The 23,679-nt window shown below is 47.8% G+C and carries 12 protein-coding genes; all 12 read right to left on the bottom strand.

The genetic code is table 11. The features are described 5' to 3' along the window. Positions 1–14: 14 nt before the first annotated feature. A complete protein-coding gene (locus GJR95_RS05440) occupies positions 15–2,405 on the bottom strand; it encodes an ABC transporter permease (RefSeq protein WP_162384906.1) in 2,391 nt (796 codons plus the stop codon). A gap of 26 nt (positions 2,406–2,431) precedes the next feature. Then, positions 2,432–4,891, bottom strand: a complete 2,460-nt coding sequence (locus GJR95_RS05435; protein WP_162384905.1) for an FtsX-like permease family protein — start codon at positions 4,889–4,891, stop codon at positions 2,432–2,434. A 34-nt stretch (positions 4,892–4,925) separates the two neighbouring features. After that, positions 4,926–5,783, bottom strand: coding sequence for a hypothetical protein (locus tag GJR95_RS05430; RefSeq protein WP_232541096.1), 858 nt, complete (start codon positions 5,781–5,783; stop codon positions 4,926–4,928). Positions 5,784–5,928: 145 nt separating this feature from the next. Continuing rightward, positions 5,929–8,364 (bottom strand): ABC transporter permease, encoded by a 2,436-nt coding sequence (locus GJR95_RS05425; RefSeq protein ID WP_162384904.1) that lies wholly within the window; start codon positions 8,362–8,364, stop codon positions 5,929–5,931. Between the two features lie 94 nt (positions 8,365–8,458). After that, positions 8,459–9,082, bottom strand: a complete 624-nt coding sequence (locus GJR95_RS05420) for a hypothetical protein (RefSeq protein ID WP_162384903.1) — start codon at positions 9,080–9,082, stop codon at positions 8,459–8,461. A 170-nt stretch (positions 9,083–9,252) separates the two neighbouring features. Then, positions 9,253–10,488: an exo-beta-N-acetylmuramidase NamZ family protein gene (locus GJR95_RS05415; RefSeq protein ID WP_162384902.1), complete on the bottom strand. Its 1,236-nt coding sequence runs from the start codon at positions 10,486–10,488 to the stop codon at positions 9,253–9,255. A gap of 123 nt (positions 10,489–10,611) precedes the next feature. Then, positions 10,612–11,424 (bottom strand): C10 family peptidase, encoded by an 813-nt coding sequence (locus GJR95_RS05410; RefSeq protein ID WP_162384901.1) that lies wholly within the window; start codon positions 11,422–11,424, stop codon positions 10,612–10,614. Positions 11,425–11,494: 70 nt separating this feature from the next. Then, a complete protein-coding gene (locus GJR95_RS05405) occupies positions 11,495–12,673 on the bottom strand; it encodes a helix-turn-helix domain-containing protein (protein ID WP_162384900.1) in 1,179 nt (392 codons plus the stop codon). A 24-nt stretch (positions 12,674–12,697) separates the two neighbouring features. Further along, positions 12,698–15,370 carry an ABC transporter permease gene (locus GJR95_RS05400; protein WP_232541095.1) on the bottom strand — a complete coding sequence of 891 codons (2,673 nt, stop codon included), beginning with the start codon at positions 15,368–15,370 and terminating at the stop codon, positions 12,698–12,700. 87 nt (positions 15,371–15,457) lie between these two features. Next, positions 15,458–18,097: an ABC transporter permease gene (locus tag GJR95_RS05395; RefSeq protein ID WP_174260190.1), complete on the bottom strand. Its 2,640-nt coding sequence runs from the start codon at positions 18,095–18,097 to the stop codon at positions 15,458–15,460. Between the two features lie 94 nt (positions 18,098–18,191). Continuing rightward, positions 18,192–20,864 carry an ABC transporter permease gene (locus GJR95_RS05390; RefSeq protein WP_162384899.1) on the bottom strand — a complete coding sequence of 891 codons (2,673 nt, stop codon included), beginning with the start codon at positions 20,862–20,864 and terminating at the stop codon, positions 18,192–18,194. A gap of 101 nt (positions 20,865–20,965) precedes the next feature. Then, complete coding sequence (locus GJR95_RS05385; protein WP_162384898.1) at positions 20,966–23,638, bottom strand: ABC transporter permease; 2,673 nt, start codon at positions 23,636–23,638, stop codon at positions 20,966–20,968. Positions 23,639–23,679: the final 41 nt, after the last annotated feature.

Here is a 23,679-nt window from a genome sequence, read left to right as displayed (position 1 = left end):
TAGTTTGTAGATCCCTACTCAGACCGTAAACTCTTCACTGGATTCGTTAGAGCTGCTTTCACACTCTGATAGATCACGGTTGCCCAGCAGATGCCCAGCGTGAGCAGGCAGGCTACCACAAATACCCATACGCCGATGTCGGTTTTGTAGGGAAAGTTCTGTAGCCATTTATACATGGAATACCAGGCAATCGGAATGGCGATAGGAAAGGAGAACAGCACCAGTTTTGTGAAGTCTTTCGACAGCAACAGGACAACGCTGGAAATCGATGCGCCCAACACCTTCCGCACGCCAATTTCCTTCACCCGCTGCTCTGTGGTGAACGTGGCTAAGCCAAACAAGCCCAGACAGGCAATGAGAATGGTCAGGCCCGAGAAGGTCGAGAAAATCCGGCCCCGTAATTCATCGGCGCGGTATGCTGACTCAAAATCCTGATCCAGAAACCGGTATTCAAACAATCGATCCGGATAGGTTTCACGCCATTTCTGGCCAATGAACGCTACGGTTTTGTCAGCATTTTTCGGCTGTATTTTAATGTGAATGACCGGATTGGCCCGGCGACACATCAGAATCATCGGTTCGATGGGGTTGTAAAGTGACTGCTGATGAAAATCTTTGATCACCCCGATCACCAGTGCTGTAGGTGGGGGTGGGCCCTGCTGATTGCCCTGAGGAAGGCTGCCCAGAATAACTTTTTTACCCAGCGGTTCTTTCCAACCCATACGCTCTACCACGGCCTGATTGATAATAACCGAGTTAAGGGTATCTGCCGGAATTTTTTCGGAGAAATCACGACCCGCTACGACCTTCATGCCCATCGTTTTCAGGTAATCGTAGTCGATTTGGAAAGGTTTGAATCCCATTTCCTTTAAGCCGGTATTGGACTCAACCGTGAAGATAACCCGGCTACCAATGTTGCTGGTTGGAGCCGAGGCAGAGGCCACTTCCCGAATGTTCGGATTAGCCAGCAGGTCATTCCGTAGCGCATTGAACCGCGCTCTGGGCTGCCGGTCCTGATAATCGATCGTCAATACCTGTTCCCGGTCATAGCCTAAATCATGATCCTGCATGAAGTTTAGCTGCTTATACACAATCCAGGTGCAGATGAGCATCGTCAGCGAAATAGCAAACTGGGCCACCACCAGCGTTTTTCGGAAGAAACTTCCACCTTTGGCATTGAATGAGCCTTTGAGTACTGCCGCCGGTTCAAAAGAGGATAAGTAAAAAGCGGGATAGCTGCCACTGATGAAGCCCGTAAACACGACAATGGCCAGAGCAATGAGCATAAACTGCGGCTGTAACAATTCCTGAAACCGAATCTCTTTCCCCGAAACGCTGTTAAAGAAAGGCAGTAATACGACAACCAGAATCAGACTGGCCACCAGCGAGAGAACCGTCATCAGCACCGATTCGGTTAGGAACTGCGCCATCAGCCGACCTCGTACTGATCCCATCACTTTTCGAAGCCCTACTTCTTTGGCGCGTTTGGCCGACCGGGCCGTGGCTAAATTCATGTAGTTGATACTAGCCAGCAGCAGCATAAAAAATGCGACTGCGCTGAACGTATACACGTAGCCAATGTTCCCATTCGATTCGCCTTCGAGATTTGAGTACAGGTGAATACGGGTCAACGGCTGTAATTCATAGGTAATTTTAATGCCCATTCGCTTAAAAATCGGCCCTATGTATTTGTCGTAGACCTCAGGAAACTTGCTCTCGAGAATTTTGGTATCGAAATTTTCGGGCAATACCAGATAACTGTATATGTAAAAACCACCCCAGCCAGTTGCCTGGCGTTCGTTCTGGCCCGTAGAAAACAGGGCGTTGAACGTGAAGTGAGAGTTCTTCGGCACATCTTCCAGAACACCCGTTACTTTATAGAACGTCGTATCATTGGTTTGAAGCGACTGACCCAGCGCACTACCGGAACCAAAAAATTTCTGGGCCACCTTTTGAGTCAATACCACGCTACCAGGCTGATCGAGAGCCGTTTTGGCGTCGCCTTCGATAAACTTATAGCTAAAGACATCGAACACCGTAGAATCGGCGGCATAGATCTCATCTTCGTAGAACCGCTTCTCGCCCTGCCGAAACATCATCCGGCCGTAGGGAAAGAATCGAACGTAATTTTTGACAAACGGATAATCCTGCTTCAGTTGTTTGACTAAAGGCGGCTGTGTACTGCTCCAGCGATTGACTTTGTCGGGCTCGGTAATGTGCGAAACGATGCGATATATCTGGTTTGCATTCGCCTGGTAGCGATCATAGCTCAGTTCGTCAGTCACATACAGCAGCAATAACAAGCCGCATGTGACACCGATGGTCAGGCCCAGAATGTTGATCAGACTATAGAATTTGTCCTTTCGAAGATTCCGCCAGGCAATTTTGAGATAATTAAGTAGCATAGTTGTTGGGGTTTAGGCACCAGTCATTATTCACTTCTCAATGAGTTCACCGGATTCATCAGGGCGGCTTTAATGCTTTGAAAGCTGACTGTCAACAAGGCAATACCTGCTGCCAGAAGCCCCGCCAGGGCGAACACCCACCACTCCATATCGGCCTTGTAAGCAAAGCCCTGTAACCACAGACTCATGGCATACCAGGCCAGGGGCGACGCAATAACAATGGCGATCAGCACCAGTTTCAGGAAGTCTTTGGAGAGCAAGCCTACTAGGCTGGCCACCGATGCGCCAAGTACTTTCCGGACGCCGATTTCTTTGGTTCGTTGATTCGCTGCGAACGTGATAAGCCCGAATAAGCCAAGGCACGAAATGAAAATCGAGATAGCAGCAAAAATCCGGAATGCGTCGAATACCAATTGCTCAATGATGTAATTTTTCGCCAGCGACTCGTTCAAAAATGTGTACTGATACACATCGTCCGGAAAGAGTTGTTTCCAGGTTTTTTCAATAAACCCGAGCGTTTGCGGCAGGTTTAACAAACGGCTGTTCTGTGTTTGCACCCGCAAATGAATTTCATCATAAAAACCTGTATTCCAAACCATTAAAACACAGGGTGTAATAGCTTGCTGCAACGAAACATTATGAAAATCTTTGACTACGCCCAGTATAGGAGCTTCTCCTTCATTGATAATCATGGTTTTACCAATGGCCTGTTCGGGAGTCAGACCGAGCATTTTTACCATTGTTTCATTGACAACAAAGGCATTGAACCGTGAACCTTCCGGCATATTATTCGACTGAGTGAACCACCTTCCGGCGATGAGCTTCAGATCAAAAAGCGATTGATAGGCCAGATCAACAAATTTCTCTTCAGCCTGCCGATTCATTTGAACGGTTTCTGACTTTAGCCGAAAATCGGTGCCATAATGATTATTGGTAATTGGGGCCCCTGAACCAAAACTAACTTCCTTAATGGCAGGGCTTTGCAACAATTTCTCCCGGAACGTACCGAGTTTACCGGCAACCTGATTGCGTGGTCCGTTTATGGTAATGACAGCATCTTTCGTAAAGCCTAAATCCTTGCTACTGAATAAATTCATTTGCCGACTGACGACAAAGGTGCTAACCAACAGGGCATAGGTAATGCAGAATTGCAGCACAATTAATCCCTGCCGAAGTGAGAATCGGGCATGTCGCTGGGGGGTAGTGTTCTTTAATGCGTTGATCGGTTGAGCATTGGATAGAACAATTGCCGGATAAAACCCGGCCAGTAATGCCACAACCAGAATCAGACCAGCACTGAACGCCCAGATGGTCGGATCGGCACTAAGATTTAGATCAATGATCGTCAGCGACTGGTTAATCCAGTTCAATAGCGCATTCAGGATCAGTAGCGACAACAAACCGGCTACAATAGCAATGATGAGGGTTTCGCCAATAAACTGGCTGAACAATTGCACTTGTGTACCACCCACTACTTTCCGGACGCCTACTTCTTTCCGTCGGCGGATGGCCTGGGCAGTAGTCAGGTTGATAAAGTTGAATGAGGCTATCAGAATCAGGAAAACGGCCAGACTGACCAATCCCCAGAGCATATCGCGGCTAACAATGTAGCTCCCCTGTGAACTTCCATACAGCGTTTCGGTGTGGATACTGGTGATCGGCTGAAGGAAATAACTGATTCGGCGGATATCATCCGCTTTCATGTACTTCTTTTGTAATGCCTGTAACTGACCTTCAAAGGCCTTTGGATCAGCACCGACGGGCAGCGTAACATAGGTCGTTCCGCGATAATTACCCGACCAGTTGGTAGCCTGATACGGGTTGTTGGCCTTAAAAAACTGGTAATTGACTAAAATATCGAACAGCAGATTTGTCGTGGAGGGCGGGTTGCGAATGATGCCTGATACGAGAAGCGGATCACCGTTGTTGAGTGTCAAGGTCTTGCCCAGCAGCTCCTCAAAACGTCCTGCATATCCGACGAAGTACCGCTCAGCCATTTTCTGCGTCAGCACGACGCTGTTGGGTTGCTGAAAGGCCGTTCGGGCATTACCCGCCAGCCAGATACCATCCGGAAAAACGTTCACAAAATCGAACGTCCGTAGATAGTTGGCATCGGCAAACATGACACGTTTCTCGTCAAAGCGATGGACAACGCCCCGGCTATCGATCGAACTGATCAGTCGACTATCCGGTCCGGCCGTTTGGGTAACACCAACGCCCGGCATGTTCTGACGGATGGCTTCGGCTAATGGATAGGCCGTAGTAGGCCAATGCTGGACACCGTCGGCGGTTTTGTTGTGGTGAACGATCCGGTATATCCGGCTTACGTTTGAATGAAATCCATCGAAGCCAGATTCATAGCGCACGAAAATATAGATCACTAAGCAGCACGTTATGCCCAGGGTTAACCCCAGAACATTGATAGCCGCGTTTGTCTTGTCGGTCCAAAGACGGCGGAAAGCGATCTTAAGATAGTTTCGTAGCATTACTATTTTTTTTGCAAAGACCAGATCACATGCCTTATCGCAGGGTATTGATTATGTCGGCGCTTACCCAATAGATATCACCGCTCCGGCTAAAAAACAGGTACTTTCCATCACTGGAAACAAATGGGCAAAACTCATACTGATCGGTATTGATTTCTTTACCCATGTTCTTTGCTTTCTGCCACGCCCCTTTTTCATCTTTAAAGCTGATGAACAGGTCTCCTTTTCCAAACCCATCCGACCTTTCTCCGCAGAATATGAGGTACTTCTCATCGGGCGAAACGAATACGTCCGCTTCGTACTGTTCGCTGTTTATCGAACTACCCAGCTTCTGGGAACGCTGAAATCCACCACTCGAAAATCGGGAAGCGTAGATATCATAGTTCTGTTCATTAGGCGGCTTTGTCGCTCCATTCGATGAATAGTACATCGTACCATCAGCCGTAAAGGACATGTAGTATTCGTTTTTATCCGAGTTTATCGCCCGACCGGCATTGACCGGCTCCGACCAGCCGTCTTTCCTGCGATCGATGTACCAGATATCAAAATCTTTCTTGTCGCCCTGCCCATCCAGCGACCGATCAGAGATAAAAAACAGCTTCGTCCCATCCGGTGACAGAAAAGGGTCATTATACTCATACCTGTCACTGGCCAGGATGACCGCAGGCTCCGTCCATTTGCCGTTTTTAAGCGTTGAAAGCCTGATCTGGGGCTTTTTATTCACGATTACGGCGTAATAGAATTCCTTCCCATCATTCGAAAAAACGGAGCCATATTCATACTGACCTTTGAGAGACACTTTATCCGGTGCAAACACTTGAGCCACTAAACCAGGTCGTGGCTGGTTCAAATACATCGACTCCGCAGGCTGTCCTCGTGTTACAGCTGTCATGGCCAGTATCAGCATGAATATGAATAGTGGACGTTTCAAGGCGGCAGCGGTGTTAAGGCGACAAAAATTCCTGGTGATTAACGCGTACTACATTGGGCTTAGACCGGGCAAATCCAGTATTCGCTGTTACTTACCCGGCCTGGCATTATTCAGACCGTAAACTCTTGACCGGATTCATCAAAGCCGCTTTTACACTTTGATAACTCACTGTCAATAAGGCTATAGCAACCGCCAGTACACCCGCCAGTGCAAACATCCACCACGAAATGTCGATTTTGTAGGCAAAGCCCTGCAACCAATTATTCATGGTGTACCAGGCTACCGGCACGGCAATCACGATCGCAATGGCAACGAGTTTTAAAAAGTCTTTCGAGAGTAAAGCCACGATGCTGGTAACCGACGCACCCAGTACTTTGCGGACGCCGATCTCTTTCGTGCGTTGTTCGGCGGTGAAAGTAGCCAGGCCGAACAGACCCAGGCAGGCAACGAAAATGGTCAATCCGGCAAAAATGCCCAGAATTTCGCCAATTTTCTGCTCGGCCCGGTAGGTATCGTTAAATCGTTCATCCAGAAATGAGTACGTAAAAGGCCCTTCGACTTTAAAGCCGTCCCAGTTCTTTTTCATGGCCGCCAGCAAACCCGTAATGTCTTTGGTTTTTGCCTTTACAATCATGGTTCCGGCATTCTTGTTGAGCACCATTACGAGCGGAGAAATGCGCTCGTGTAAGGATTTGAAGTGAAAATCCTTAACGATCCCAATGACCCGTAGCTGAGTCTTTTTGCCTTGATTATCGGAGTTGGTGATCGTGTGTCCTAACGCCTTGTTGCCCCATCCAAGTACTTTGGCAGTTGTCTCGTTAAGAATCGCTCCCGCCGAATCGGTCCCGTAGTCTTTCGAGAAATTCCGACCAGCCACCAGTTGCATACCCAGTGTCGACATGTAATTATAATCGACGTCGTATCGGAGCGTTTTTATCAATCCGGTCTCATTCGATTCGGGATAAATCGTGAAGTTGTTATTGTAGCTTGGGCCAGCAGGCAGGTAGCCCGATGTGCTTACATTCACCACCCGAGGGTCTTGCAGGAGTTGATTTCGGAACACTTCGTTCTTATCACCCAGCATCCAGGCTTCCGGCAACACGATAACCTGGTCTTTGTTATACCCTAATTTCTTGTTCTGGATATAAGCCAGTTGCTGATACACGACAATGGTTCCTATCGTTAAAGCAATGGAAATAAAGAACTGAAACACGATCAGACTGCTCCGTAGACCAAAACTTTTTTTACCTGATGTAAACCGATCGAGCGAATTTCCCCCTTTCAGCACAGACACAGGCTTGAAGGATGACAGGAAAAAAGCGGGGTAACTCCCGGCCAGAACGCTAACAAAGAGGCCAAATAGCAACAGGCTGGGCAGAAGCCAGGGATTCGCTAACAAGTGCAGACTTAGCGATTTACCCGCCAGTTCATTGAAGGCTGGCAAAACCAGGTAAACCAATCCAACACCTAACAGTAAGGCAACAGCCGTTAGTATCGAGGATTCGAGCAGAAACTGCCCCATCAGCTCCAGTTTCATCGAACCCATTACCTTCCGGATACCAACCTCCCGACCTCGCTTTGAGGCCCCGGCCGTAGACAGGTTCATGAAGTTGATGCAGGCGATGAGGAGAATAAACAACGCAACGGCCCCAAAAATGTACACGTACCGAATATCCCCGTTGGCATCCAGTTCACCGCTTAGTTCTGAATGCAGGTGAATCGTTGTCAGCGGCTGCAAAAATAAACCAAGGTCGTTGCCTTTTTTGCGGAACTGCGCAAAGCTCATTCCGAAGGCTTTCTGCAATTGCGGCCCCATGTATTTTTCGACAACCTGAGGTAGTTTTGCCTCCAGCTGTTTGTAGTCGTAGCCTTTGGGTAATACCAGGTAGGTGAAAAATTCAGACGTCATCCAGGAAGGCTGTTTCGCATCCGGGAAACCGGCCATCGATGCGAACATATCGAAATGAAAGTGAGAATTAACCGGTAACTTTTCAATCACACCCGTAACTGTGTAGGGCGTGTTCCAGCTTTTAACCGTCAATACCTTCCCGATCGGATCTTCATTTCCGAAATATTTATGCGCTACTTCCTGCGTAACTACGACGGTATTGGGCTGGATCAACGCTGTTTTTGGATCACCCTTTACGAACGGAAGTGTAAACACCTGGAAGAAATTAGAGTCGGCAAAAGCAACCTCGCTTTCTCTGAACGTTTTGTCACCATAGACGATAAAAGGCATTCCTGCACGACGTAAGCGCGTAGCTTCCTGCACTTCGGGGTAGTCGGCTTTAAGCGTTTGGGCAGTAGGCGGCATAACGTGTGCCTCGTTCATTTTTTCGCCCTGTATCGATCCCCGAAAAATAACGCGCACAATGCGATCAGCCTTTTCGTTGAAGCGGTCGTAGCTTAACTCATCCAGAACGAACAGGCTGATGAGCAAACACGTAGCCAACCCAATGGCCAGCCCAACGATGTTGATCGCTGAAAAGGCTTTGTTGCGGGCCAGATTCCGCCAGGCGATTTTAAAATAATTATGTAGCATCGGGGTCGAGAATTAGTATATACTGCCAAAATCAGTGCTACGATTTTGTGAGACTCACGACAATCGAAGCACTGATTTTATCGAAACACCTGAATTACTTAACGTCAACCGTATTCGTTTCACCCGCCTTCACCTTGAACGTCGACTGAATTTGCAGTACTCCGTTCTGGTAGTATTTCAGGTTATACTCACCCGAACTCAGCGGTATCTGGTACGGGAATAATCGTTTGTCGGTATTCACTTTTGCATCCCGTTCAATTGAGTAATCTTCAGTTGGACTGGTAATTTCAAGCTTTACTTTTCCGGTACAGCTTTCGCAACGGAATGTGACAACTGTCTGGCCAGCGTCTGCCGGAGGGCTGGGCGGAACAGGCGGCTTCGGTACCGATGGGACCTCTCGCGGTTTGGCCGGAACAGCTACCCCCTCCGAATCGCCGGGCGAGCGATCCCGATGGGCAACGGCTTCCGGTATGGCGATTGATTGGCCGATACCCAGCGAATCGAGAACCCGATTTTTAAGTGCATCCTTTTCTGAACTGCTTAGTTTGGTTACGTCAAATGTTCGATCATACTTCACCGCACGCCCGTTTCGTTCGCCATCGACCTGAATGGACATTACTTTACCATCTTCGTTAATGACCGTGTTGAGCGTCGACGATGATTGCGCCAACGACAAAAAGCCAGAAGCGAGCATTAAAAGAATTAGAATAGGTTTCATGAACTCCTGCAGGATAATTAAATCTGATCGGTCAACAGCCGTGCCATGAACGAAAAAGGCCGTTTCTGACGTCAGAAACGGCCTTCATCCGAATAACGTTGTCCGAAAGTGGACACTTTACGTCCGATTGTGAACGGAGAAACAGCAATTTTAGCCTGCTTTACACCTGATCAGGGATAGATCAGGTACTTTTTGCGCATTTGCTTAAATGCCGACAGACCCGGCTCCCAGCTTTGGCGAATTTCTTTTTCACTTTTACCCGCACTAATTTGCTGTTTTAAGTTTTCGGTGCCAGCCAGAAACGCGAAATTCCCCATCTGCGTACTCTGGCTCCTATCAAAAAACCGGGCTTTATCGGGATACGCCTTGTATAGTTCCATCAACCATTGCAGATTGAGCTTCTTCGTTTTTCGCAGGATAGTAGTATCGTATTTTCGTAGATCGATCCCATAGCAATCGGTATTCTGATGTAACGGCGTTTCGCTCATGCCTTTAAGGCTAACCGGCCGAAACGAAAAGGGATAAATTCCTTTCAGCGCCGGAGCACCCAACACCGTAAAAGGCATATAAGTCCCTCTCCCCTGACTGACAATTGTTCCCTCGAACCAGCAAATGCTGGGATACAGCATGATAGATTGCTGCGTATTGAGGTTAGGCGAGGGCATTACGGGTAACGTATATGGCGTATCGTGTGTGTAGTTAGCCACTTTTACAATCCGAAGTTTGCACTGGTTTTTCGGAATTCCCCATCCTTCGCCGTTAATCATGCGGGCAAATTCGGCCATAGTAAGCCCATGCGTAATGGGAATGCGATGCATGCCGATTCCCGAATGGAGATGATCCTCTAAAATAGGGCCATCGACAATAAATCCGTTTGGATTAGGCCGGTCCAGAATCATCAGCTCCTTGTTATTTTCGGCACAGGCTTCCATCACATGGTTAAGCGTATTGATGTAGGTGTAAAAACGGGCACCTACATCCTGAATGTCGAAAATCAGTAAATCAATATTGGCCAGATGCTCTTTCGATGGTTTCCTGTTTTTGCCGTATAAAGAAACAATCGGAATGCCGGTTCTGGAATCAACACTATCATCGACATGATCGCCGTTGCTGGCATTACCCCTAAACCCGTGCTCAGGCCCGAAAATCGTTACGATGTTTACGCCCAGACTGACCAGACTGTCGACGCTCGGTTTACGGCCAATAATGGAGGTTTGATTGACGACCATTCCAATGCGTTTCCCCTTTAGATAAGGCAGATAGGCCGAAATTTGGTCAGCGCCCGTCACGACTGAATTTGCGTTCAGAGCAACAGTTGTGGCCGGTCCATCGACAACCGCTAAACGGTTAACCGGAAAAAGAAATCCGAGTAGCAAGGGGAGTAAGAAGAGAAAACCAGTTTTCATGTAAATCCAGCATCTGGGCGGTCAGCTAGCAAATTGCGGATAAAAGGGCTTGCTTCCAAGATTTAATGAGCCGACGATAACGATTTATTGGCAAAGTCCGGCACGTTTTTATCGATCCACCCGCTATTCCCGATTCGGCTTAATGGCGACAAAGGCCCTGAGTTTGATGTCGTCAGTTACATCGATTGGCTTAAACAAATCGTACCATCCATTGCGTTGACCACCAGACCCGTAATTGATGTGCGCCCAGAATGTGCCATTTTCCTGTTGATAACCATCAATGACGGTCGAATGCCCATAGGTTGTGAAATTGCCGAAATGAAAATATACAGGTCGTCGGGCATCGATCTCCTTCCGGATCAATGCGATCACATCGTCTTGTTTCAGCACATTTCGAATATCTTCCTGTTTGGCAATGGCTTCCAGCTGAGCTTGCGGAATGGGAATCGGTTCGGAGAATGACACATAAAATTCAGCGTTACATGGAAAATGTTTTTTGATTTGCCCAACCGGATTGACCATCTCCAGGTATCGACTCGTGCCAAAATCTTTGCGGATCGCTTCGGCGGTTAGGTACGAAAATAAGGCCACTGTATTTTTTGCATCGGCGGATGTCGTTGGCTCAATACGTGACGCAAACTGATCCCACGAAAAGGCATGATTGGATAAGGTATCCTGGATTTTATACCCTTTTGAACACTGGTAATTCACGATACCGGCCGGTCGTAACTGATGGTAATAAAAGATTTGAGCAAGGGCGGTACTCCAGCAACCCAGTACATGATTTTCGGGTGTATAGCTGGCATAACTACCATATTGATCCCACTGGGTTTTCAATAGAAACGGCGCATTCTTTTGCGTTGGTTGTTGCAATTGAGCCGACACATTCGCCTGGGTAAAGCAGGCGAGTAAGAGCATTAACAGGAAGCGTTGCATAGTTCGATTGAGTTTGGATTGACGATTGAATTGTCAGGCAAACCAACCGAAATCATTCTTCCCAAACCTCTCAGTTTGGCTTTTGAGAGCTCTCAATCGTTGTTTTGAGCGTTTTTTGTGTGCTAAACTGCCGGGGCGAAAGACCAGTGGTGGCTTTGAAAATGCGATAAAAACTGGCTTCGGAGTTAAAGCCCGACTCTAATGCAATACCCAGAATGGAAAGGTGCTGATAAGCCGGATCGGTTAACCGATGCTTTACCTCATCGACCCGTCGTTCATTGATGAGACTGCGAAAGCTTTTATCAAACTCGCTGTTAATAACCCCGGACACAATACCCGGCGAAAGATTCAGTTTACGGGCAAGACTCGTCAGGCTAAGGTCCGGATCTAAAAAAACATGCTCCTGCCCGATAGCCATTTCGATTTTGTCCTTTACGTCCTGAATTTGCTCCTGGCTTACCCCATCCAGTGTTCGTTTGGGCAATGCATCGACCGCCGACTCGTCGAAAGCAACCTCGAAAGGCGGCTGCTGGTATCCCGTAATCCCGAGGTAATAAACATTTACTGCCAGATAAACATAGAAAAATTTCCAGTGCAGGAAGGAATAAGTCGTAAAGGATAAACCAAGGTCCAGAAAAATATTCAGCGAGAGCAATAGCCACACGCCCCCGGTCACAAGCAGCATATTTCGAAGCCAGAGATAACTTGGATACGCTGGGTTCGAAACCGTATCGAACAACCAGTTTCGATAGCGGATTAACCGACGTAAACTCATAAGTCCATACACTCCGCCCAGTAATACCGACAGCAGGTCTTCAACTTCCTTTACGTTATTGAAGTACAGCGATTCGGCTATCTGGTCTTTGAGCGCCAGATTCTCCGTTGTTTGGGTCTGGCTATAGACCAGCACGGCATGAATCATAAAGACCAGCGTCGGCACAAAATGAATCAGCCATGATCGGTTCAGTGTAAACTTACTTTGTGTCAACGAAACAACATACAGGTAGAGCAGCGGCTGCAGCGTGAGGTCGAACGCCAGCGGAAAATAGCGCAGGGAAGGATTCTGCCACAAACCCAATGTATGAAGCAGAATCTTCCCGCTGAGAATGCAAAAAACAACCAGAATCAGGGCCAGCACCTGTTTACTGGCATATTGACCGTATTTAATCAGCAACAAAACAACATAAAGCAACCCCTGCGTAATACCCAGGATGACGATGAGGTCGAATAGTTGGAAGCTTATGTTCATGCACTAACTTACACAAATTAGTGCTTATTCGCTCCGTAAACTCTTGACCGGATTCATCAGGGCGGCTTTAATACTCTGAAAACCAATTGTCAATAGGGCAATACCAATGGCGATGGAACCTGCCACCGCAAACATCCACCACTCGATGTCAATCTTGTAGGCAAAGCTTTGCAACCACTGGCTCATGGCATACCAGGCAACGGGCGTTGTACAGACAATGGCGATCAATACGGGCTTCAAAAAATCTCTGGAGAGCAGGGTCACGACACTAGTTACCGATGCGCCCAGCACTTTGCGCACCCCAATTTCTTTCGTCCGTTGCTCAGCGGTGAAGGTTGCCAGACCAAACAGACCCAGGCAGGATATGAAAATAGCCAGTATTGCAAAGTAATTCGCCAGTTGGCTGGCCATCTGTTCGCTTTGATAGAGCCGGGTAAACTCCTGGTCAGAAAACTGATACGTAAACGGAAACCTGGGATTCAGCTCTTTGCTAACTCTCTCTAAACTGGCCAGTGCTTCCCTGGTTTTACCCGCTTCCGTCCGAACCAGAACCGTCCCCCATTGCCGTTTTTCATCCAGACGAATAATCAGCGGTTCAATGGTCTGGTGCATTGACGTAAAGTGAAAATCGCTTAAAACGCCAATTATCATGCCCTGTCGCTGACCCCACGATAAGGGTTGACCGATCGCCGATCCGCCGGTGCGGTTTTTATAGCCCATTTTTGCCAATGCCGTCTCGTTTACCAGAAATCCTAACGAATCGGTACCAAAATCTTTTGAGAAATCACGTCCTTCTTTCAGTTGAAGCTTCATGGTTTTCACAAAATCATAGCCAACCGTCTCATCGGCAAAGGATATGGCCTGATCTGGATCTTTGCCGGGCCAGCCGAAATCGCCCGTATGATGAGAAATCACGGTGGGTGTTCCCCGCATACGCGAAATGGTCAGCACGCCAGCCATTTTACCGGCTTCTTCTTTAAACAGGGTGTATTTCTGGCCTAGTTCGCCTTCTAATGGAATATAAATGAGGTTCTCCCGATTGTAACCGAGATTTTTCGTCTGGATGTAGTCCATTTGCCGATACATGACAATCATGCCGACAATCAGCAGCATGGAAAGGGCAAACTGAAACACCACCAGACTTTTGCGAAACAACGTTGCCCCCGGACTGAACCGAAGGCTTCCTTTCAGTACCCGAATGGGACTCATAGCCGACAGGAAAAGAGCCGGATAACTACCCGAAACAAAGCCAGTTAACGTGAGTAAACCCAGTAGTGTTGCCCAGAATACAGGCTTACTAACGGGCAGTACCAACTGTTTTCCGGTCAGCGTATTGAAGGCTGGCAGTATCAGCGCAACCAGACCCACGGCAATAATGATCGAAAAGAAGGTGAGCAACATCGCTTCACCCACAAATTGCCCCATTAAGGCCGACCGAACCGCTCCAACCACTTTCCGGACACCGACTTCTTTGGCGCGTTTGGCCGACCGGGCCGTGGCCAGATTCATGAAATTGATGCAGGCAATAATCAGGATGAACAGGGCGACAAGACTGAAAAGGCGCACATACTCAATTCGGCCGCCATCGAGCTGACCATTTTTAAATGTAGAATGAAGGTATTTTTCCGGATAGGGTTGTAGGGCCAGTTCTTCAACAATCGCCTTACTTTTGGGTTTGAATCGGTAGGTAAAATCCTTGATTTTGGCTTCAACCTTTGCCGGATCAGCACCTGGTTGTAGTTGTATGAACGTAGATGGATTGTAGTTGCTCCAGTTATTTACCCAATCGTTTACTTTCACATAGTCTTTCCAGGTTCTTAAAAAATCAAATTGCTGCGATGAATTAGCCGGTAAATTGTCAAATACCGCGGTTACGGTCAGGTCATCTTTATTTTCGTAGCGAATCGCTTTCCCAATGGCTTTTTCCGGGCTCCCAAAAAATTGATCGGCCATCTTTCGGGAAATGGCAATGCCATTGGGAGCATCCAGTGCTGTTTCAGGATTTCCCTGAAGGAGTTTATAACTAAACATCCTGAAAAAATCAGCCCCGGCAAACGTTCCCTCCATTTTATTAATCCGATCGCCCACCTGAAATGTAAATGGATTGTTCCACTCCAGACTGCTGGCATATTGCACCTCCGGAATGATCCGTTTCAGTTCGTCGGCCAACAGACCCTGAGTACTATAGCTTGCTTCTGTTTTGCCATCAAATTGCTGACGTTCATATACCTGATACAGGTACTTACCATTTACATGAAAACCATCTACACTTCGTTCGTCCTGCACCCAAAGTAAAATCAGCAGACTACAAGCCATACCTAAAGCAAGCCCCAACATATTGATGGCCGAAAAGGCTTTATTGCGAATCAGATTGCGCCAGGCAACCGTGAAATAATTGCGTATCATAATCGGATTGGGAAAATAGGATTGAGAATAGTCACCGAATCGTCCTGTGCGCCCATTCGGATGGTGCGCGGCTGCCTGCCAGAACATACTAATCCTGGGTTTGCGTTTGATGATCGACGGTCGTACATAAGCCAGTACATCCCACCAGTAGCGTTGCCGGGCTTTAGTTTTACCCCACCGCGCAACCCGCAAGGCGAAGCGCTCGTGCAGATCGCCCAGCACCTCCTCCCGCAGGTGGGGTGCGCAGAACCAGTTGAGCAGTCGGTCAGCGAAGCGGGGTGGTTGGTTCATACTGAAATTGGGCTAATTAATGAGGATCTCCAGCAGCCAATTGATTGTACACGTTCGGGAGTCGCCCGCGCAGTTCATTTTACATTATTACTCCGACCGCAGGGATTTGACTGGATTCATCAGAGCCGCTTTTATACTCTGGAAACTCACCGTCAACAAAGTAATCAATAAGGCACCACTACCCGATGCTGCAAAAATCCACCAGGAAATGTCCGTGTGGTACGTATAGTTCTGGAGCCAATCACTGAGGAAGTAATAGGCAATTGGCGTAGCGATACCGAAGGCGATCAGGACCAGAAACACAAAATCTTTGGAGAGCAAACCCCACAGATTCAATACGGAAGCGCCCAGCACTTTGCGAACCCCGATTTCTTTGGTGCGTTGTTCGGCAATGAAGGAAGCGAGCCCGAAAATTCCCAGGCAACTAATCAATATAGCGAGAATAGCAAAGAACGAAGCCAGCGTACCAATGTGCTCTTCTGCCGCAAATTTTTTGGTGTATTCGGCATCAGCGAATTTGTAATCGAAGGGAGCGGTCGGATTGTATTTTTGAAAAACTCCCCCAATCTTACTCACCGCTTCACTGGCGCTCATCGTCGGGTTCATCCGGATGTTAATAAAGTTGCTGGGAAAATTGCTTATGTAAAAAAACGTTTGCCTGGCGGGTTCATAAGGCGACTCCATCACCATGTCTTTAATCACACCGATGATTTTATACCGCAGATTTCCTTCTCTGATTGTTTTGCCGACCGGATTTTTCAATCCCATGAATTTTACGGCGGCTTCGTTGATGACCATGCTGGTGGAGTCGGTTCCGAAGGTTCGGGAAAAATCGCGTCCTTCTGTAAATTGCCAGCCTATCGTTTTTCCAAACTCGTAGGTTACACCCACCACCGCAAAATCGGGCTGCTGATTCGGGTCTTTTCCATCCCAGTCAAAACCACCATTTACATTCCAGACCCCCGTTAGCGGACTTTCGGATTCGGCTATTTCTGTCACCGCTCCTGATTGCAGTAAATCGCTGCGAAAGGCATCGTAATGATTGTGGATATCAGCCGTGGTTGTCTGCACGTATAACAGCCCATTTCGGCTGTAGCCCATTGGCCTGTTTTTAGCATATTGAATCTGGCGAAACACAATAATTGTTCCGATAATCAACGTGACCGACACTGTAAATTGAATGACTACCAGCACTTTGCGGGGAAGCGAAGCAAATCGGCCAACCTGAAAGGTTCCTTTCAGCACTTTAACGGGTTGGAAAGAAGACAGATAGAAAGCCGGATAACTGCCCGCTATGATGCCGGTCAACACTGTAAATCCAATGCTGGCGATCCAGAACAAAGGTGTTGACCACAGAATGGCCATTTTCTTGGCGGCAACCTCATTAAAGAATGGCAAAATGAGTTGTACCAACAGCAATGATAGTACAAATGCAATCAGGACAACCAATAAGGATTCGCTAAAAAACTGCCCGATTAATTGTCCACGAATTGAGCCAACTGCTTTTCGAATACCGACTTCTTTAGCCCGTTTTTCGGAACGGGCTGTGCTCAGATTCATAAAATTGATGCAGGCCAACAGCAGCACAAAAATTCCGATAATGCCAAACAGCCAGACAAACTGGATTTGACCACCCACATTGACACCATTTTTAAACTCCGAATACAAATGCCAGTTTTTCATTGGCTGGAGAAAAATTTCAGGCTTAAACTGGGCTAATTCCTTCCTTACATTGGCTACTTTGGCGTCTTTAATTTTTGCCGAGACATTGTCCATATCTGCTTGATCGGCAAGCTGAACAAACAGTTGAAATGAATTATTATCCCACTTATCCTGCGAGTTTTTCACCCAATCCCGTATGGCCACATTCACCTGCCAGGGAACCATGTAATCGAGGTTATTAAACTGGGTATTATAGGGCAAATCTTCATAAACCCCCGTGACTTTAACCGCTATCTGATTGTCTATTTTTAGTAGTTTACCCATTGGATCGCCAGTGCCAAAAAACGCATTGGCTACTGATTCAGAAATCATAATCGAATACGGCTCTTTCAGTCCTGTCCGCGTGCCTTTGATCATCTTTAAGGAAAACATGTCGGGCGCTTCCGGCTCTATATAATTACCATTCTTCCAGAATTTTTTAGTTCCGATCGACAGAATATGCCCTTCTGTCCAGGAGGATAGTAAAACATGCTTAAAATCAGTACCATAGACCGTGCGGAGCTCATTGGCCAGCGGTATCGGTATAGCAGGCCCGGTGGCGGTATTTCCATTGATGGTTTGGTGCTGCATGACCTGGGCAATACGATCGTAGTGCTGATAGTATTTATTGAATGACAATTCATCATAAATCCACAGGCCAATGAGTATAGCCACAGTCATACCGACCGCCAGCCCCCCAATGTTAATAAAGGAATATACTTTTTGCCTGACCAGATTGCGAAAGGCAATTTTTAGATAGTTGCGTAGCATGGCGCTATTCGTTGGTTTAGGGTATTCAGATGGTTGTCGTTTGATCATAGCAGGCCGCACATAAGCCAGCACTTCACGCCAGTAGCGCCATTGGGCTTTGGTTTCACCCAAACGCGTCATTCGCAAGGCGTACCGTTCATGTAAATCGCCCAGCACTTCCTCCCGCAGATGGGGGGCGCAAAACCAGTTGAGCAGCCAATCGGCTAAGCGGGGTGGTTTGGCTGGTCGGTCGGGGCGGTTTCGGGGTGTATTCATACTGGATAAAGACTACGGTAGAATGGAAAAGAATCGTCAGGACTACGGTTTCAGGAATTAGCCCTTCTACAGTAGCTTTTATCCAGTTTACTCACTACTCCGATCGTAGGGATTTTACCGGATTCATCAACGCAGCTTTAATGCTTTGAAAGCTGACTGTTAATAAGGCAATACCAATTGCCAGAACACCAGCTAGGACAAAAACCCACCATTCGGTGGTTATCTTATACGCAAAATCCTGTAGCCACTGGTTCATGGCATACCAGGCGATGGGTGATGCAATGACAATGGCGATCAGTACCAGTTTCAGGAAATCCCGTGATAAAAGAGTAACAATACCAATGGTAGTGGCTCCCAGCACTTTGCGGATGCCGATTTCTTTCGTGCGCTGTTCGGCCATGTAGGTTGCCAGCCCGAACAATCCCAGGCAGGCGATCAGGACGGCAAGTCCGGCAAATGTCAGGGCAATTTGTCCGATCCGCTGCTCGGCCCGGTACATTGTATCGAAGGCTTCGTCCATAAACCGGTAACTGAATTGAACACCGGTAGGCATTTTTTGCCAGGCGGTTTCCGCCTGTTTCAGCAGATTCGGAAGGTTTTGAGTATTGACTCGAAACGAAGCCAGCGCCGTACTTGTGCCCAGATTCAATACCAGCGGGCCGATGGTTTTCCGCAACGACTCATAATTAAAGTCGTTCACAACGCCAATGATGGTCAGCGGAGTCGCATCACCACCCGAATAAATTTTCTGCCCAACCGGATTGGAATAGCCGAGAAGTCGCGCCATTGACTCATTGATCACAACCGCGCTGGAATCCTCCCCGAAGTCTTTCGAGAAACTCCGTCCTTTCACCATTTTCATTCCCATGGTTCCGATGTAATCGTAGTCCACGAACCAGCTTTGTGTATCGATCCTATTGTCGGATGAACTAACCCGCTCTTTCGAAAACGTCCGGCCATTCCGTTGTGAAGAAGTCACCGGCAGAAACCCGCTTAGCGTACCGGTGGTAACGCCCGGTAGGGTAAGCACCTCGTTCTTAAAAGCATCCACATTGGAGCCCAGAGCGTGGGTTCCGTTGATGATCAGAATTTGTTCTTTGTCAAAACCGAGGTTTTTAGTCTGGATATAATTGAGCTGGCGGTAAACAATGAGCGTACCGATAATCAGTATAACGGAGGTGGCAAATTGAAAAACAACCAGCGCATTCCGGAAATTGCTCTTTCTCAGATTGTTCCCCATCGTACCTTTCAGGACGGCAATTGGGTTGAAACCGGACAGGAAAAAGGCCGGATAACTGCCCGCGACTAAACCGACCCCAATCGGCAACAACAGGAGAAATGGTAGAATGGGTATCGCAAACAGGCGATTTACGGAAAGTGTTTTGGCGGCCAGTTCGTTAAAAAATGGCATGATCAGGGCAGCGAATCCTAGTGCGAGGAGCAATGAAAGCGTCACGGTCAGGATCGACTCGGCCAGAAACTGCCCAATCAATGATTGCCGACTGGTGCCTATAGCTTTCCGAATCCCGACCTCTTTGGCGCGTTTGGCCGACCGGGCCGTCGATAAATTCATGAAATTAACGCAGGCAATCAGCAGCACAAACAGCGCAACCGCCGAAAAAACAGCCACGAACTGACTATTTCCGTTCACATCCAGTTCGGCCCGACGATCTGACCGGAGGTGAATGTCGGTTAGCGGAAATAAGGTAAACACCAGTCTATTTCCACCCCGGTTAAAGTCTTTCGCACTGACCATCTTCATTTTCTGTTTAGCCTGCGGAAAGAGGTATTTTTCAATAATCTGCGAGAAATTCCGGTTAAAGGCTTTGTAATCAACCCCTTCTTTTAATACAACATACGTCTGAAAATTGCTTGTCAGATAATTCCCCCAGTCGTATTTGACGTTCTTCATCGAGAAGATAAAGTCGAAATGAAAGTGAGAATTTTGTGGAATATCGCGGATAACGGCAGTTACGGTATAAGGCGCTTTGTTTACCTCAAGCGTTTTACCCACTACATTGGGCGTTCCAAAATACTTTCTGGCGGTCGATTCGGTGATGACAACCGAATTAGGGGCGTTCAGCGCGGTTTTGGTATTACCAAAAAGAGCAGGTAGCGTAAAGACGTTGAACAAGGTCGGATCGGCAAATACCGATCGGCGTTCGTCGATAGACTCATTGCCTTTCCGAACAATTTTCGACCCGTTTACGTCATAAAAACGAACGTATTCCTCCACTTGCGGGTAATCCTTCTTCAATGTTTCTCCCATCGGGTCACCGACCTGGGTCAGGCTTTGTTCGGTACCGCCAAAGGTTGCATCGACGTTGATCCGGTAAATCCGATCAGCTTTTTCATGAAAGCGGTCATAACTCAGTTCGTCCACTACATACAACGTTATCAGCAGGCAACTCGCCAAACCGAGTGCCAGTCCGAAGATGTTCAGAAAGGAGAGAAAGGGCTGGCTGCGTAAATTTCGCCAGGCGATCAGCAAATAATTTCGGATCGTATCAGGGCTCAAAACAGAGGTTAATGGAAACTCACTGCGACCCGTTCGCAGGAGTGGTTGAATCGTTGACTTTCGTCTGATAATCGATGGCCGTACATAAGCCCGTACTTCCCGCCAATACCGTCGGCGGGCCTGGGCCTCGCCCACTCGCTGCACCTTCAGGTAATACCGCTCATGCAGATCCCCCAGCACTTCTTCCCGCAGATGCGGGGCGCAGAAGAGCCTGAGCAGGTAGTCGGCAAAACGGGGCGGTTGGTTCATGATGAAGGCTGAAAAATGACTAATTGATACTGATTTTCCGTGACCATGCAGCGTTACAAGTTTGGGGCGACCGGTCGTTTCATTTTACATACCCATGTTCATTACTCTGACCTCAGTGATTTCACGGGATTGATCAAGGCGGCTTTTATACTCTGGAAACTCACCGTCAGCAATGTCACGGCTAATGCTCCTACGCCTGAGATGGCAAAAATCCACCACGACAGATCGGTGCGATACGTAAAATTCCGAAGCCAGTTACTGAGGAAATAATAGGCAATTGGTGTAGCGATACCGAAAGCAATGCTGACTAATGCAACGAAATCTTTCGAGAGTAAGCCCCAGACGCTGAACACCGATGCGCCTAATACTTTCCGGATACCAATCTCTTTTGTCCGTTGTTCGGCCATAAACGAAGCCAGCCCAAACAAGCCCAGGCAGGAAATAAAAATGGCAATTATGGTGAAAACAAAGGCCAGATTACTGACTCGTTCTTCTCTGGCGAACTTTTGGGCATACTCCTGATCAGCGAATTTGTAGTCGAAGGGTGCCGAGGGGATAAGCTTCTTAAAGACAGCCTCCAGTTTGGGGAGAACTTCCGCTACGCTCACATTCGGATTGATTCGGATATTGATCCAGTCATAAGCATTCTCCAGAAAGAAGACAGTCGGTATCGTTGGTTCGTAAGGCGACAAGGCCACCATGTCTTTTACGACACCCAGAATAATAAATGGCTTGGGCTTACGCCATCCAGGTGCCCACACAACGGTTTCACCTACAGGATTTTTCAACCCGGTCAGTTTGGCAAACGATTCGTTGACAATGAACCCCGACGAATCACTAGCGAAGGTTCGGGCAAAGTCGCGCCCTGCTGTAAATTGCCAACCTACCGTTTTGCCATATTCTGTACCGACTGGCAGTGTACCACATCCATTTGGGCAGGTGATTACAGTTCCTTTCCGGGAAAAGCCGCCATTCCACATGGTGATATTCGTTACCGAACTCCTCGACTCCGCTACCTCGGAAACGAAACCAGTATTTTTCAGTTCCTGCCTGATCAGGTCAAACTTACCATCGAACTCGGCCGTTTTTTCCTGAATCATCAACAGGCCCGCCCGGCTATAACCAATCGGGCGGTTTTTAGCATGTTGAATTTGCCGATAAACAATCAGCGTACTAATGACTAAGGTAACCGAAACCGTAAATTGTACCACGACCAGTACCTTTCGGGGTATAGTCGCCAAACGCCCGACCCCGGATGCACCTAAACCAGGAACGCCTTTCAAGACTCTGACTGGCTGAAAGGATGATAAATAAAGAGCGGGATAACTGCCTGCCAGAAAGCCTGTTAGCCCGACAAAACCAAGACCGGCGAGCCAGAAATAGGGATTAGTCCAGGGAAAGTTCAGTTGCTTGGCAGCCAGATCGTTAAACCAGGGCAACGACACGGTAACCAGAAGGATAGTGACTATAAAGGCAAGAAAAATGACCAGAAATGACTCGCTAAAGAATTGGCTGACTAATTGCCCACGCTGTGAACCTACTGCCTTGCGAATACCTACTTCTTTAGCTCGCTTCGCCGAACGGGCCGTTGCCAGGTTCATGAAATTGATACAGGCCAGGAGTAAGACAAAGACACCAATCAGACCAATTAGCCATACCATCTGTACAGGTCCTGCGTCATCTACATCATAGCTACCATACAAATGCCATTTACGCATCGGGAGCAGACTGATTTGCGGTTGCCTCTTCAATAGTTCCTGGGCTCCCTCGAGCTTTTTAAGCTTATTGATTTCAATATCTTTAATACTGGAAGAAACCTGGGCAAACCCCGCTTGTGGCTGAAGCTGGACATAAATAGAGAGGAACCAATTATCCCACTGTTGCTGCTTTACCCAGGGATTGACAGAAGTCCATAAATCAAAAGGAGCAAAAAATTTCACCTCGTGAAATTCGGTATTGTAGGGTAAGTCTTCATAAACGCCAGTTACTTTGGCATCCATACTGGCATTGATCTTTACGAGCTTATTTATTGGATTAGCCTTCCCGAAGATAGCCCTGGCTGCCGATGCCGAAAGTAAGATCGAGTTCGGATCGTTCAGTCCCGCCCAGGTACCTTCGAGCATTTTTAAGGATAGCATTTCAGCAATACCCCCATCTATGAACTGCCCTTTCTGGCTTAATTTTGTTTCGCCAGCAGCCAGAATATAATCTTCTGCTGCCCGCGCAATGAGAATGTGTCTGAAATAGCCAGGGTAATTGGTTTTAAGTTCTGTAGCCAGCGGATAGGGCAAAGTCGTATTGGAATATCGTTTCCCTTCATCCCGTATGCCTAATTCCGTAACCTTGGCAATTCGGTTGTAATTGTTGTGATAGGTATTGAATGTCAACTCATCCCATACCCATAAGCCATTCAGCACCGCGACGGCCATGCCAATAGCCAACCCTCCAATATTAATGAACGAGTACCCTTTGTTTTTAACAAGGGTTCGAAAAGCGATTTTGAGATAGTTGCGTAGCATAACTGTATTTGTTGGTTGGGAAAAGTCACTACTTTGTCGTCTGATGATCGCTGGTCGCACATAAGCCCGTACTTCCCGCCAATACCGTCGGCGGGCCTGGGCCTCGCCCACTCGATGCACCTTCAGGTAATACCGCTCATGCAGATCCCCCAGCACTTCCTCCCGCAGATGCGGGGCGCAGAAGAGCCTGAGCAGGTAGTCGGCAAAACGGGGCGGTCTAACCGGTCCGCCAGCGCGGTTTCGGGGTGTGTTCATACTGGATAATGCTTATCAGCGCTCCCTGGTCAATTACGAAT

The sequence above is a fragment of the Spirosoma endbachense genome (genome assembly GCF_010233585.1).
GTDB classification, from domain to species: Bacteria; Bacteroidota; Bacteroidia; order Cytophagales; family Spirosomataceae; genus Spirosoma; species Spirosoma endbachense.
Note: the sequence above shows the minus strand (reverse complement) of the source record. Positions and strands in the feature narration are given on the sequence as shown.